The organism is Leisingera sp. SS27, assembly GCF_028368855.1.
GTDB lineage: Bacteria > Pseudomonadota > Alphaproteobacteria > Rhodobacterales > Rhodobacteraceae > Leisingera.
This window is the reverse complement of record NZ_JAQNCY010000007.1, coordinates 216,319-229,241: the sequence shown is the minus strand read 5'-3', so window position 1 is coordinate 229,241 and position 12,923 is coordinate 216,319. Positions and strand designations below refer to the sequence as shown.

At 59.0% G+C, this 12,923-nt stretch carries 14 protein-coding genes; 1 reads left to right on the top strand and 13 read right to left on the bottom strand.

Features of this window, described 5'->3' with window-relative positions:
• Positions 1 to 315: 315 nt before the first annotated feature.
• The 11 genes from N6L27_RS16170 to N6L27_RS16120 all read right to left on the bottom strand — a co-directional run bounded on the left by N6L27_RS16170 (position 316) and on the right by N6L27_RS16120 (position 8,514).
• Positions 316 to 1,278, bottom strand: a complete 963-nt coding sequence (locus N6L27_RS16170; protein WP_271908339.1) for an AAA family ATPase — start codon at positions 1,276 to 1,278, stop codon at positions 316 to 318.
• 53 nt (positions 1,279 to 1,331) lie between these two features.
• The gene (locus N6L27_RS16165; protein ID WP_271908338.1) at positions 1,332 to 3,401 is read right to left on the bottom strand and encodes a flagellar biosynthesis protein FlhA; all 2,070 of its coding nucleotides are present in this window, start codon (positions 3,399 to 3,401) and stop codon (positions 1,332 to 1,334) included.
• A 19-nt stretch (positions 3,402 to 3,420) separates the two neighbouring features.
• Complete coding sequence (locus N6L27_RS16160; protein WP_271908337.1) at positions 3,421 to 4,059, bottom strand: hypothetical protein; 639 nt, start codon at positions 4,057 to 4,059, stop codon at positions 3,421 to 3,423.
• A 9-nt stretch (positions 4,060 to 4,068) separates the two neighbouring features.
• Positions 4,069 to 5,403: a type II and III secretion system protein family protein gene (locus N6L27_RS16155; RefSeq protein WP_271908336.1), complete on the bottom strand. Its 1,335-nt coding sequence runs from the start codon at positions 5,401 to 5,403 to the stop codon at positions 4,069 to 4,071.
• A 41-nt stretch (positions 5,404 to 5,444) separates the two neighbouring features.
• The gene (locus N6L27_RS16150; RefSeq protein WP_271908334.1) at positions 5,445 to 6,065 is read right to left on the bottom strand and encodes a hypothetical protein; all 621 of its coding nucleotides are present in this window, start codon (positions 6,063 to 6,065) and stop codon (positions 5,445 to 5,447) included.
• Positions 6,062 to 6,373: a hypothetical protein gene (locus N6L27_RS16145; protein ID WP_260018972.1), complete on the bottom strand. Its 312-nt coding sequence runs from the start codon at positions 6,371 to 6,373 to the stop codon at positions 6,062 to 6,064. The genes N6L27_RS16150 and N6L27_RS16145 overlap by 4 nt, the downstream gene beginning before the upstream one ends.
• A gap of 69 nt (positions 6,374 to 6,442) precedes the next feature.
• A complete protein-coding gene (locus N6L27_RS16140) occupies positions 6,443 to 6,892 on the bottom strand; it encodes a GNAT family N-acetyltransferase (protein ID WP_271908333.1) in 450 nt (149 codons plus the stop codon).
• Between the two features lie 38 nt (positions 6,893 to 6,930).
• The gene (locus N6L27_RS16135; RefSeq protein ID WP_271908332.1) at positions 6,931 to 7,212 is read right to left on the bottom strand and encodes a hypothetical protein; all 282 of its coding nucleotides are present in this window, start codon (positions 7,210 to 7,212) and stop codon (positions 6,931 to 6,933) included.
• A gap of 79 nt (positions 7,213 to 7,291) precedes the next feature.
• Positions 7,292 to 7,549, bottom strand: coding sequence for a hypothetical protein (locus N6L27_RS16130; protein ID WP_271908331.1), 258 nt, complete (start codon positions 7,547 to 7,549; stop codon positions 7,292 to 7,294).
• 84 nt (positions 7,550 to 7,633) lie between these two features.
• Complete coding sequence (locus N6L27_RS16125; RefSeq protein WP_271908330.1) at positions 7,634 to 8,023, bottom strand: hypothetical protein; 390 nt, start codon at positions 8,021 to 8,023, stop codon at positions 7,634 to 7,636.
• Between the two features lie 176 nt (positions 8,024 to 8,199).
• On the bottom strand, positions 8,200 to 8,514 hold the full coding sequence (locus N6L27_RS16120; protein ID WP_271908329.1) for a hypothetical protein: 315 nt from the start codon (positions 8,512 to 8,514) through the stop codon (positions 8,200 to 8,202).
• Between the two features lie 31 nt (positions 8,515 to 8,545).
• Between N6L27_RS16120 and N6L27_RS16115 the strand changes: the two genes are divergently transcribed.
• Positions 8,546 to 9,304: a M85 family metallopeptidase gene (locus N6L27_RS16115; RefSeq protein WP_271908328.1), complete on the top strand. Its 759-nt coding sequence runs from the start codon at positions 8,546 to 8,548 to the stop codon at positions 9,302 to 9,304.
• A 15-nt stretch (positions 9,305 to 9,319) separates the two neighbouring features.
• Here N6L27_RS16115 and N6L27_RS16110 read toward each other — a convergent pair whose 3' ends face one another.
• Complete coding sequence (locus N6L27_RS16110; RefSeq protein WP_271908326.1) at positions 9,320 to 11,503, bottom strand: type I secretion system permease/ATPase; 2,184 nt, start codon at positions 11,501 to 11,503, stop codon at positions 9,320 to 9,322.
• Positions 11,503 to 12,912: an HlyD family type I secretion periplasmic adaptor subunit gene (locus N6L27_RS16105; protein ID WP_271908325.1), complete on the bottom strand. Its 1,410-nt coding sequence runs from the start codon at positions 12,910 to 12,912 to the stop codon at positions 11,503 to 11,505. The genes N6L27_RS16110 and N6L27_RS16105 overlap by 1 nt, the downstream gene beginning before the upstream one ends.
• Positions 12,913 to 12,923: the final 11 nt, after the last annotated feature.

Sequence of the window (12,923 nt, the reverse complement as noted above, 5' to 3'; positions counted from 1 at the left end):
TTGCTCCTTGATCATCCCGATGATCTGCGCCGCGGTAAAACGGCTCTTCCGCATTCGTCTGCTCCTTAAAGGTTGGGCAGACTCTACATCATGGTGAGGGATTTCGCGGGAGGCAGGTCAGTCTTCAGAAATGCACGATCGGCAGCAATGCAATAGATAGCGCTGCCTCGTTCAGCCAGATTTAGGGCAACAACCAGGCGTGCCTTGTAGGATTTTCCAAGTTTCGCGGCCTGCGAATTGAGCCCTTCGACCCAAACGAACGAACCCGAGTCTTCTTCAACGTTCTTTTTCCGCACCACGCCAAAGTTTCAACGGTCAATGCCAGACAGGTCGACGTTCCAGGTCTTCAGCACGCTGGAGCAGCCGGGATGCAATCCGGAGGTCGATGCGCATCCCATATTGGCAAGTGCGGTCAACAGCTTCGGTAACAGCTTGGACTGCGATGGAAGACAGATGCCGCTTAGCGCCTTCCCGCCGCACGAAATCACTTAATTCCGCAGGTGTGAGCTCGCGCAACCGGACAGGCGGGCACCTGCTGAGAAGCGGTTCGGGCAGCAGGCAGTAATTGTTGGACGTTAGAACCCAGCCCACCCAGCTCATGTCGAATTTCACCTGATAGTAAGGGCAATTCCAGCGTTTGGCAGTCATGGGTTCGAGCAACGGCAAGAGCGCCTCAGCCAGACCAAAAGTATGGCCCTTATTGGACGTAGCTTTCCCGGCCTTTTCCACTTCATCCACGACAAGGATCGGGTTTGCTACGCGCGCCTGCAGAATGGTTTCCAGCACGCGCCCCGGATATGCACTGCCCCAGCCCCGCTGCGACCCAACAACGCCGAACGACGCGTTCTCGCTAGTAGCTTCAACAACGGCCGTTGGGACTGTGAGCATCTGCCCGAGGCGCCGCGCCCAGTGGCTCTTACCGATACCGGACGGCCCTTCCAGCAGAATGTGCGGCAGACGCAGGCCCGGCCACCCTTCTCGTACGGACCGGCGCATCGCATGCCACACGGCTTCCGTCGCCGGAGCCATCCAAGGCATTTCCCCTTGCAGTTCAGCCGCCAGTTCATCAGCCTGGTGTTCGATAGCGATCGCAACCAGCCTGACGCCATCTCGAAATACAGAGAGCCGCTCCCGGTGCTCCCGGCTAAGATGCCCCAAGCCGGAAGCTGCCTTCCGGCGCTCAAGAAGAAGATAAACACGGCGTTTGATCCGCGTTCTGTCCTGTTCGCTGGGGCGGGTGGCGAACTTGGCGCATTTCTGTGTCTGCGTCTCAGCCACCTGCACGCGCTGCGTTCCTGGCAACCGCAGCGGCAGTTTCAGCGCCTCTAATCCTAGGCCGCTTCCGCATCCGCCTCCGGCGACAGGAAGCCGACAGGGTAGATGATCGTGTCAGGATGGATTTCCTGGTAAGCAAGAACGGGCAGGTAAATTCCATGCTTTTCCAGGATCGTGTACAGTGGATATCTTACATCCTGCTGAGTTATCAAAGCCGGATCCTGGCCGCGGCGGAATTCCCCGGAAACATAGCTTTTGGCCTGCTCTGCAATATGCGCCGAAACCTCAGGAGCCAAAATCAGGTAGGAACCTTCGTCCGTCTCCCGCATCCCTTCCCGGATGAAGTTTTCCAGCGTCGGCGCGGTCACGATCACCGGCAGATACCCTTCGGGCGCGAACCGCTTGGTGATGAATTCCGAAATGGACGTGCGTACTTTCTGCAGCACTTTCTCCGGCTCGGAACGGGTTTGTGACGCCTTGGCGATGGCTTCCAGGATGCGCACGGTGCTGGTCACCGGGATTCGTTCCTTCAGCAGCATGCGCAAGACGCTGCTGATCTGGTTGTTGGACAGGTCCTCGCGCAGATCAGCAACCAGGTTCGGATTGCTGCGCCCGACAATGTCCAGCAGATTGGACGTAGCCTGCAGGCCGGCAAAATCCCCCAGATGCTCGATAACAGCCTTTTTGACATGCATCAAAAGCTGCTCCAACGGACCCCAATATTGAATATTTTCCTCCTGCAGCCGCGGAATCTCGGAAACTTCGACCAGCGCCCCCTCTTGCGCGCCAAACCTGGCGATGGACGGAATGCCCAGGCTGCTCAAGTAGCTGATATTTGCCTTCACAAAAACCGTGTCCGGGTCCAGCCGGCCGGAGGCAACCAGCTCCTCCTTGATAAAGATCTGGTACTCTTGCAATTCATCGCTGAGACTGTAGCGCCAGTAGCCCATCGGCACGCCGAAATCAGCCTCATTGGACGTCCGGACGCCTTCCAGCGTGTTGTTGAATACCTCAGGATTGAACATTCCCATGACTTTACGCGGCAGAACAACCTTGACCGCTTCATCCGAACCCGTTCGTGCTTTGATGTCATCCCAGCTCAAGCTAAGCCGCTGGATCATGAGATCCCAGTCGCTCCATTGGGCTTCCAGCGTCTTGGCGTATTTTCTGATCCCGAAATAGACACTGCCGGATAACGACAGCCCCAGGATGGCAAAGATCGCAGTCGGAAATCCCGGCACAAAGCCAAACAGTGCAATCACCAGCCCGGCAATGATGATGGTCCTGCGGTTCGCCATCACCTGCTGGCCGATTTCGGTCCCCAGATCCATGCCTTGCGGATTGGTGACCCGGGTGACCATTGTCCCAGCCGCCACAGAGATCAGCAGCGCCGGAATTTGCGAGACAAGCCCATCGCCCACGGTCATCAGGGCATAAAGCTGGATCGCCTCACCAAACGGCAGGCCGCGCTGCGCCATCCCGATCGCGACTCCGCCAAGCAGGTTGATGGCAGTGATCACAAGGCCTGCAGTCGCATCCCCTTTGACGAATTTCATCGCCCCGTCCATGGATCCGAACAGTTTGGCTTCCCGCTCCAGTGTCTGGCGGGCCGAACGCGCATCGACATGATCAATGTTGCCCGCGCGCACGTCGGCGTCCACACTCATCTGCTTGCCGGGCATCCCGTCCAGCGTGAACCTGGCACCGACCTCAGCGACCCGGTCTGCGCCTTTGGTTATCACCAGAAACTGCACCACGGTAATGATCAGGAAAATGACCAAGCCAACAACCAGATTGCCGCCGACAACAACTGTGCCGAAGGTCTCGACGATCTTGCCGGCATTACCCTCAATCAGGATCAGCCGTGTTGTCGAAATCGAAATCGCCAGGCGGAACAGAGTTGTGACCAGCAGCAAAGAGGGAAAGGTGGAAAATTGCACCGGGCTGTGCAGGTGCAGCGACATCAGCATGATGATAATCGCAGCGCTCATGTTGAGCGTGATGAAGATATCCATCAGCACAGTCGGCAGCGGCAGGATCATCATCATCAGGATCAGGGCAAAGACCGCGATCAGCATGACGTCCTTCTGACGTCCGAGGCCTGCAATTGCGTTCAGTATTTTCATAGGCCCTGTCCGTGCAGTTCTACTGTCCCGGCGTGTCGATCTCGGGACTGTCCAAAGACGTCAGATCCGGGCCTGAAATCTCGGTTCCCCGCACGACGGCCAGATCGTTCCTGTCCGCTTCCTCAATCGCTTCCACAGCTTTTTTAACAAGCGTGACATACGACGCTGGTCCGGACACCAGAAAAACCCGGCGTTTCGGGTCCGAGGCGTGAACAAACTTTTCCTGATAGATGCCCAGCTGGGACAGGACATCCAGCACCGTGCCGCCATCGTTGTCCTGGAGCGGAATTATCTCGGTCTCAACCGACCGCACACTGGACACATGCAGCATGACACCATCATAGAACCAAAGCAGGCCGAATTCGTTCGACAGCCGGTCCAGATACGCCCGCCGCGACATCCGCTGATCTATGCTCACGGATGCCTCGTTGGTGATTTCCTCGTCGATGCTGACCGCCACCCGGATGTTGCGGCCAAAAGTTTCCAGCGTTGCCCGCAATCCCTGGTTCTTGCCAAGAAAAGGGTATTCCTCGTTCTCCTGCGGCAGCAGCCAGCGCGTCACCGGCGCCTGCTCCTCCGCCGCCGTGGCCAGCGCAGGCAGCAAGGCCAGCGCCCAGATGACGGTCAAGCGGCACAGGCTGGAACGAAGACCCCTCATGACCACCCGTCAGTACAGGAACCCGGCGGGCCCGTGCACTTCGATTTTGCCGATGGAACCGGCTTTGCTGGAATACTGAGACAGAATGTATTCAAGGTTGGACATGGGACGGGACAGGATATGCTCCACCGGCCGCCTTTCCAAATCACCAAACCGGGGGGTAATCACGGCGATCAGTTCCCGTTTGGAAGAGCTGATGTTGTCTGTTCCCAGAATCCGCCGCATGGTCGCCGCAAAAACGGTGTCATTTTCACCAGTAGCCTGGTTTCGCGTTTCCTGGCGGCTAAGCCCGGCAATGACAAAACTCTGCTTGTCGCGCAGTTCCACATTGGTAGCAAAACGGCGTGTGGACAGATTGGGAAAATCGTTCCCGTTAATTGTTGTTGTCGCAGGCTGGAGACCGGATATCACCGAATTGACTTCAAGGCGCAATTTGTTGCCCGGCAGCATTTGCGGCTTGAAGCGGACATTCATGCCGACAAACTTATAGTCGATGCTGAAATTTCCGGTCGCCGCTTCTGTCTCACCAGAGAACGTCGGAATTGCGATTTCCTCCCCGACAGAAAAATCCGCATCCTTTCCCGAAACTGTCGTCAGCGATGATTGCGTGACAAGCGTGGCAATACCGCTGTTGACCAGCAGGTCCACGGTGGCATCAACAGAAGTTTGGGGATCCGTCTCATCATATCCGAAACGGATGATCCCGCCGCTCTGCGCGCCCACGGAAAACCCGCTCGACGCCACTAGGCCATTCCAGTCGATGCCATAGTTCTCGGCCAGGTCCACGCTGATTTCCATCAGCTTGACCTCAAGCTGGATTAACTGGCTGTCACGCACAACCAGTTCATCAATCAGCGCGCTGCTGGGCACACTGTTGCGCAGGGTTTCCAGAACATTTGCATGCACCCGCTCGGTCGAAACGACACCCGAAACGAAAATGCTGCCCCGTGCAGAGGCCAGAGTGATCGCTTCTCCAGGGAACCGCTGGGAAAGCGTCGCGCGCAGGCCTCTCAGGTTATGCGTTACGGAAATTGCGATCTCAAAGAGAATTCCGCCGTTCCGCCCGGTTGCAATCAGCGTCGTTTCACCAACTGCCTTTCCGAAAATATATGCGGCCTCACCCGGCGAAGTGGAGACGTCCGCAATTGACGTATCCGCCACAAAAATGGACTCCGCCTCCCCCAGATTGGACAGGCTTTTACCTTTACCCTCTTCAATCACCATGCGCTGCGTCACCTGGGCCTCCGCCGGAGCCGGTGTCACTGACAGGAAAAACAGCAACGCCAATGGAATCAGAGAAGCGACTCTCAAGAAATGAGAGTACACGGATTGCGTCTGTTTCATGGCGCACCTGACTTTGATTGACTGCTCTGGTCTCACGGGCCTTATCCAGTGGCCCGTATTTGTAATTTAACCAAATCAGTATCAGCCTCAGGACTCCTTTTCCAATGATTTTCCGACAGGATGCGGGCCAGACCGGCGAAACTGCGCAAACTGACATGGCTTGCGACTTCCGAAGCCTTCATTTGACTGGATGCCAGCATCAATTGATCATGCTTTTGTCCGACAGGGGCCGTCTCGACTGCTGCAGACCTGGAAACTCCGCTGGCGGCAGTGGTTGCTTCTGCCTGCTGCTTTTGGCGCAGCCCCTTTAGCATCTGGGAGGACTGCGGGTCGTTCTGAGGCTTGGCAACTGCTGGCTTTGCAGTCCGGCTCCGCCTTATTTTCTGCGCGCTGGGATCGTTATCCTGCTCGCCGTTTTCCTTGCTGGCCCCGCTATGCGCCCGCTGGGTTGCGGCGTAAGCTTCATCCACCCCCCCGTCCTGCGCATCCTTGAGCATCGCCGCATAAGAGGTTGAGCTTTCGATCTTCTCCTGCGGCGCATTCTGCTTTTGCTGCTGTTCAGGTATGCTGGGCTGTTGCTGCCGGCGCCTGGGCGCAACAGGCTGCAACGAAGTCTGCTGCAGCCGCTCTGATCCTCCCTGTCCAATTGTGTTGCTGCTCATGCCGATCCTCCTTTCAGGAAGCTGCGCACAGCCTCTGATCTGGATGCTTCAGACCCGTCTGTCAGCATTTCCAGCCGTGCCCTGACATAACTCAAATTGCGTGACGGCCGCTTCGCTCCGGCCAGAACCCCGGAAACTTCGCTGAACTTCTGATTCAACAGCAGAGCCTGGGCATACATCTCCCGGATCCGGTCATCCTCGGGGAACAATGTCAGGCCAAGCCGCCCATAGGCCTCAGCCTTCCACAGCAGCCCGGACCGGATGCTGAAGGAGGCAAAAACCAGAAGTGTGTCAGCACATGTGATCATTCATCCACCTGCTGTTCTGCCTGCCGCGGCATCCCGCGGCGGGCTCCGGCCCTGCAGCTGACCGGGAGATCATTCTGCGGCCCTTACAGCCGGAGTTCTGGGCGTGTGCTTGAAATAGCCGATGTCTGCGACCTCAAACCCCAGCCGCTCCAATGCCGGATTGGGTTCCGGCATGGTGCAGAAAACATATTCGACGTTCTTTTCCTTGGCCCACCGCATGTAGGCGCGGAACAGGCCAAACCCTTTTCCCCTGGCTTCCGGAATCGTGTACCAGACCAGTTCATTTGCTACAGGGATCGGTGCATAAGGTGTCGCACTGATTGCTCCGACAAAAAAGCCGGCACCGTCATCCAGCAGCAGCACCAGAGTATCGTCGCCTTCGATGGCCGCAGACAAAACCTCCATCCATGCCGCTTCGTCATAGGGAAGTTTCATGCCTGTCTTGTGATCGGCACGAAAAGCCGCGCTCAGCTGCTTCAGAACAGGGAGGTCATCGTGTGTTGCCGGGCGAATTGCCATCGTGGTCTCCTTGGGCTTGGCGGTCCGGAAAGGCTGCGTCACCCCATGCTTTGCTGGATTTTGGAGATCAGGCTGAACTTCCCTGCCAGGGAGCTCATCACGCGTTGCGATTCCTGGTTGGCCATCGCGCGCTCTGCCTGAAATTTCGACGCTTCCATTGTGTAGATATCCAGCTTGTTCTTGATATCCTGGTACAATTGCTTGCTCCGGACCGTTCTGCCGTAGCTCAGAGCCTGCGATTGTTCAGTCAGCGCCTGGGCAAGCTGCAGGGAGGTGAAGCTGCCGCCGCTGTTATTTGTTGGGCCTGGAAGATCGAACATAGTTGCGTTCTTTGTTTGGGGCTTGCCCCTCCCCTGTCAGCTGAAGACAGCGGGCGGGAAGGAGCAAGCCGTTCTGCTGTTAAGCGCCGGCCGCCTGAGACAGCTGCGATGTCGTGTTCTTCGACTGGGTCGCGGTGTCAGCCTGGGCATGGCGCGACCGTTCCTGCTGGTCGTTGTCAATGCGGCGCTGATGCTCCTGCTGAGCGGACATCTGCTGCTGTGCAAACTGCTCGCGCGAGTTTGCCTGCTGCTGCTGGTGCTGCATCAGCATCTGCTGCTGCGACTGAAGTTCCTGCTGTTTGGTCAGTGCTGCTGAAAGAGCCAAAGATCCGGACATGGTATTCTCCTGTTGATATCTGAGTTGGGGTTAATACGGACGGCCGGAAAACCAGCCGGTCCGGGAATTTCAAATGACGAACGCTTAGTGGTACTTCATGCCGTCCGTGTTCGGAGCACCCTTGCTGTCGCCCATATGGATGTGAATATTGATCTCGGTGTCATCATCGCTGCCATAGCCGCTGTCATAGCCGCCATCGCCGCCACCCTTATGGCCGCCGACAGATCCCTGATGGCCTCCGGCACCACACTGGTGGCCGCCCTGCTTGCCGCCAACACCATTGTCTTTCATCAGCTGTTCGATGGTTTCCTGCTGCTTGGCATTCTTCTCTTCCATCTTCTTCAGCTGCTCTTTGAAATCGTCACCCTGCTCCTTGATGTCATCTTGCAGGTCTTTGGTCTGATCCATCAGCTGCTGGTTCATCCGTTGATTCTGCGCCTGCTGCATCATGTTCATCATCATCGAAATAATCATGGTCTTCCTCCGCTTCGTTTCAGAAAGGCGGGCAAGCTGGAAACCGAACTTCAGGTCGTCTAGTCATCTTCGGACCAGCACATTTCTGCCTTACAATTGCCAGATTTCAGCAACTGGGGCAGATAAGGTCATAGATATTAATTATAGTTTCCAAATTTCTTAAAAATGAATTGTTTTCAGTCGCTTGATGCCATTAGGTGAAATTGCTGCCAGTCGGCTTTGCTAATCCGGCTGGCGGGAATCACGGTGTCATTGAGGACCGAAATGCGCGTTACTGACTCACCCGCCGCCAAATTCAACCCGCCCGAAATGCCGGGCCCAAGCAACAGCCGTGGCGGCGCACAAAAGCGGCCGGCCGGCCCGCAGGCACAACCGGACACAGCCAAACAGGCGCGCGCTTCCAGCGTGTTCAGCGAAGGCGCTGCAAAGATTGCATTTCCGCAGACCCGGCCCGCCGCGGCTTCCGCATCAGCGCCGGCAGCAAAACCCAACCGCCATGACGACAGCTACGCCGGGTTTGTATTGAACACCAAAGTCCCGGAACTAGGCTCAGCGGACACCTCCGCCATTTTGGGCAAGGTCGCCGACAACGTCTCACTCAGCCGCGGCTATCTGGCAAACCAACGCACCGCAGATGCCATCAACAGCACTTTGGCAGAGGCGCTGGAAAAATCCCCCACCTTCCGCCACACGGTTTCCTTTGCCAGCAGCCAGGGGCTTTCCGATCTCGGGAAAGTCCTGTTTCAAACGGTTTACGAGCCGACGGACGGCGGGTTTATCGACGACATTGAACTGGGCGATGTTTATGAGGCCTATGAGGAAGGCAATCCTTTGCCGATCATGAACGTTGCCGAGGCTTGCGAGCGCGACATTGACGGCGAGACCCGCCATGCGGTCAACATTGGCATAGCACCGAACTCAGAGCAGTTTCCGGCTGAATACAAGTTCTGGCAGGAATGCCTGGTTCACGAACTGACCCACCATCTGTGCGATTCCGGCGACCCGAACGACAGTACCTCCCTTGGACCGACCGAACTTCTCGCCCGTCAGGTGGCTGCCGAAGCTGGCTGGGGAGAGATGCCGGGCGGATCCTACAATGACCCGGCCCGCACTTCAGCTATGACAGACAGGAACACAAAGGCGCTGATTGCTGCACTTGGCAGCCACGACGCACCGGTGCTTTTTGACCGGCTCAAGGAAATCTGCGCTGACGCGCCCGCCGGCACTGCCTTGCCGGCTTCAGACGTGTCCGACAGCGAAAGCGACAGTGATGCAGGTTAAGACCGGGCCTGACCCCTAGTCGCCGTTTTGCAGCTGCCAAAGCTCTGCATAGGCGTGCCCGTTGCTCAGCAGCTCGGCGTGCGGCCCCTGCTCGATGATCTCGCCCTTGTCCATCACCACAACCCGGTCACACAGCGGCATGCAGTTCAGCCTGTGGGCGATCATGATGACTGTGCGCCCCTTGATGATCTCCGGCAGCCTTTGCAGGATGCCTGCTTCGGTTTCGTAATCCAGCGCCGAGGTCGCCTCGTCAAAGATCAGGATTTTCGGATCGGCCACCAGCGCCCGGGCAATCGCAATCCGCTGGCGCTGACCTCCGGACAGGTTGCCGCCCCGCTCCCCGACCTGAGTGTCGAACCCATGCCGCAGATGCTCGATGAAATCGCTGGCGCCGGACAGCCGTGCAGCATTCAGGATGTCTTCGGGTTTGGCAGTCGGATTTCCCAGTGCGATGTTGTCCCAGACACTGCCGTTGAACAGAAAATTCTCCTGAAGCACCACACCCATGTTGCGGCGCAGGTTGGCCGGATCGGCCATGGCAAGATCAACATTGTCGACCAGAACCTGCCCGCTTTGCGGAACATACAGGCGCTGCACCAGTTTGGTCACCGTGCTCTTGCCCGACCCGGACAGGCCGGTCAGCCCCACGACCTCTCCAGCCTGCACCGTCAAATCAAGCCGCCGCAGCACTTCGGCGCCGTCCGGCGCATAGCGGAACGTGACCTTGCGCAGATCGATCCTGCCCTTGATCTCCTCCAGCGAAGACCTGCCCGCACTGGCCGCCGTCTCCGGCTCCTCCTGCAGGATATCACCAATCCTGCGGATTGAGATGCCGGTGTGCTGAAAGTCCTGCCAGATCTGCGCCAGCCGCAGGATCGGCATGGTCACATGGCCCGACAGCATGTTGAAGGCCACCAGCTGGCCGACGCTCAGCTCTCCCGCCATCACCAGGCTGACACCGAACCACAAAAGCAGCGCGGCTGAGATCTTCTGCACCAGCCCGATGCCGCCGCCGGCCCAGTGGCCCAGCATGCTGGCATCGAACGTCGCTTTCAGCGAGGCACCCAGCCTGTCTTCCCAGGCCCGGGCGAACTGGCCGCCCAGGCCCAGCGATTTGATGGTTTCGATGCCCGTCACCGTCTCGGTCAGAAAGGCGGAGTTCTCGGCATGCCGTTCATACTCCCGTTCCACCCGCTTGCGCAGAAAGGGCCCGATGACCAGCCACATCAGCCCGAACACCGCCAGCGTTGCCAGCACCACAAAGGCCAGCTTGCTGGAATAGGCGAACATCACCGCCAGGAAGACGCTGATGAAGCACAGGTCCACCACCATCATCAGCGCCGAGCCGGTCAGGAAGTTGCGGATATGGTCCAGCTCCTTGACCCGGGCCAGGATCTGTCCCGCCTGCCGGTTGCGGAAGTAGTCCAGCGGCAAATAGACCAGATGCCGGAACAGCCGCGCTGACAACTCGGAATTGGCGCAACTGGCCATATGGGAAAACACCAGTGACCGCAGAAAGGTCATCAGCGGTTCGAAAAAGGCAATTCCGATCAGGGCAATGGCCAGCACATCCAGGCTTTGCAGACCGCGGCTCACCAGCACCTTGTCAATCACCACCTCGAACAGTTTCGGCGACACCAGCGCAAATCCCTGAATGACCAGAGAGGCCAGCAGGATGCGCCGGAACCGCGCCTTGTGTTTCAGGATCGACGGCAAAAACCAGGAAAAACCAAAGGCTTTCTGCCCGGATTTCCAGGACGGCTCCCGGCTGCACAGGATCACGTCGTCTTCAAAGTCCGCGGCGACATCCGCAGGATCGCTGCGGCTGGTGCCGCCGGTCAGCGGGTTGGTCACTTGCAGCTGGCCGCCAATGGTGCCGGTCACCGCGTACCACTGCCCGCTCTGCGCCTTGCGGATCAGGTATGGCATCGGTGCAGTCAGCAGCCGGCGCTTGGGCAAGGCCGCCAGCCGCGCCTTGATCCCCAGCCGCTTGGCGCAGCGGATAATATCCGCATCCTCAAATGCCGCATCGGTCTTGCCGTGCATATGCCAGACCTGGGCAGCCTCTGCCGCAACATCCAGCCGCCGGGCCGCCGCCATCAGCGCCATCAGGCCGCTGTCCTGCCGCGGGTCCGCCGCTGCCAGCCCGCCCCCTTGCAGGAAGGCCGTTTCCTGCAGGCTTTCCGCTGCCGCACTCATCACCGTTCCCTCAGAGTTTCGGACTGGTATTCGCGCAGCGGGCTCAGGACATAGTCGATGATCCGCCGGTCGCCTGTCCTGATTTCAGCCGAGACCGTCATGCCGGGCGACAGCGCAATCCGTTCGCTGCCCGATGTGATCTCCAACCGCTCCAGCAGAACCCGCGCCGGATAGACCAGCCCCAGCCGTTCATCCTCGATGGCATCGCCAGAGACATTCTTGACCTCACCCGCAATGGTGCCGAATTTGGTATAGGGGAAGCTGTCCACCTTGACCTCCACCCTATGGCCTGTGCGGACAAATCCGATGTCCTTGTTCAGCACCATGACCTCCGCCTCCAGGTTGGCGGCATGCGGCACCACCACCAGCAGTTCCTGGGCGGGCTGCACCACGGCACCGACAGTGGTCACCGCCACCTGCTGCGCCACGCCGCTCACCGGCGCGGTGACGGTCATCTTGCGGGCGTTTTCATCCGCCTGGATCAGCTGGTTGCGCAGGTTTGACAGCTGGATCTGCTCCTGTGCCAGCCGATCCAGCAGCGACTTGCGGGTCTCATAGCCGAACTGCTCGATCTGCTGGTTCAGATCGTTCTCCTCAGACGTCAGCTGCGTGAGCGAGACCTCGGTCTCGGCCTGTTCCCGGCGCTGCCCGATCAGTTCCCGCGACAGTTCCAGAAACTGGTAGCGCGGGAACAGGCCCTGCTCCATCAGGGTGCGGCGGCTGTCCAGCCGTTCCTGGGTGTTCTTGATCAGCGCCTGGGTTTCGGCGGCTATGGCCGCGGTGGCCTGCCGCCGCAGGCGCACCTGTTCAACCCGGTTCTGCAGCACAGTCAGCTGCGCCTCTGTGCTGTCCGCTTCCGCCTGCAGCCGGCTCTGCGCGATTTCGGCCAGTTCCGGCGGCGTGCCATCGGGAACCAGGAACTCCGTCAGCGGCCCGCCGCTCAGCAGCGCCTCCAGCCGCGCAGTCTCCAGTTCCGAGGCCTGCAGCTGGCGGCGCAGACGGGCGCGCTCTGCCGCAGCCGATGTCGGGTTCAGCTCGATCAGCACCTCCCCCGCGCTGACCTCCTGACCATCGCGCACCAGGATCAGGCTCACCTCGCCGCGCTCGGGCGCCTGCACCACCTTGGAACGGTCGTCGACAATCAACCGGCCTGAGGCGGTGGCGATAATGTCGATCCGCCCGTAAACCGCCCACAGCACCACACCGATGCACAGCAGCACAATTGCCAGGCTGAAGCCCCGCGCAGCACTGGAGGGCGGCCGCTCCAGGATCTCCAGATACTCCGGCAGAAACTCCAGCTCCAGCCGGCTGCGCTTGCCGGCAGCGGGCCGGCTGGCTGCCTTGAGGGCGGTCCGGGCCGGTTTTTCCGCCTGATCTGCGGTACGGCCCCGTTTGGTCAGCAAATTCATCTGGCCCTCCT

Excerpts from the sequence above, each read along its gene's own strand:
- N6L27_RS16165 (WP_271908338.1), bottom strand. The coding sequence starts at position 3,401 with ATGAAAATACTGAACGCAATTGCAGGCCTCGGACGTCAGAAGGACGTC.
- N6L27_RS16160 (WP_271908337.1), bottom strand. The coding sequence starts at position 4,059 with ATGAGGGGTCTTCGTTCCAGCCTGTGCCGCTTGACCGTCATCTGGGCG.
- N6L27_RS16155 (WP_271908336.1), bottom strand. The coding sequence starts at position 5,403 with ATGAAACAGACGCAATCCGTGTACTCTCATTTCTTGAGAGTCGCTTCT.
- N6L27_RS16150 (WP_271908334.1), bottom strand. The coding sequence starts at position 6,065 with ATGAGCAGCAACACAATTGGACAGGGAGGATCAGAGCGGCTGCAGCAG.
- N6L27_RS16145 (WP_260018972.1), bottom strand. The coding sequence starts at position 6,373 with ATGATCACATGTGCTGACACACTTCTGGTTTTTGCCTCCTTCAGCATC.
- N6L27_RS16140 (WP_271908333.1), bottom strand. The coding sequence starts at position 6,892 with ATGGCAATTCGCCCGGCAACACACGATGACCTCCCTGTTCTGAAGCAG.
- N6L27_RS16135 (WP_271908332.1), bottom strand. The coding sequence starts at position 7,212 with ATGTTCGATCTTCCAGGCCCAACAAATAACAGCGGCGGCAGCTTCACC.
- N6L27_RS16130 (WP_271908331.1), bottom strand. The coding sequence starts at position 7,549 with ATGTCCGGATCTTTGGCTCTTTCAGCAGCACTGACCAAACAGCAGGAA.
- N6L27_RS16125 (WP_271908330.1), bottom strand. The coding sequence starts at position 8,023 with ATGATTATTTCGATGATGATGAACATGATGCAGCAGGCGCAGAATCAA.
- N6L27_RS16110 (WP_271908326.1), bottom strand. The coding sequence starts at position 11,503 with ATGAGTGCGGCAGCGGAAAGCCTGCAGGAAACGGCCTTCCTGCAAGGG.
- N6L27_RS16105 (WP_271908325.1), bottom strand. The coding sequence starts at position 12,912 with ATGAATTTGCTGACCAAACGGGGCCGTACCGCAGATCAGGCGGAAAAA.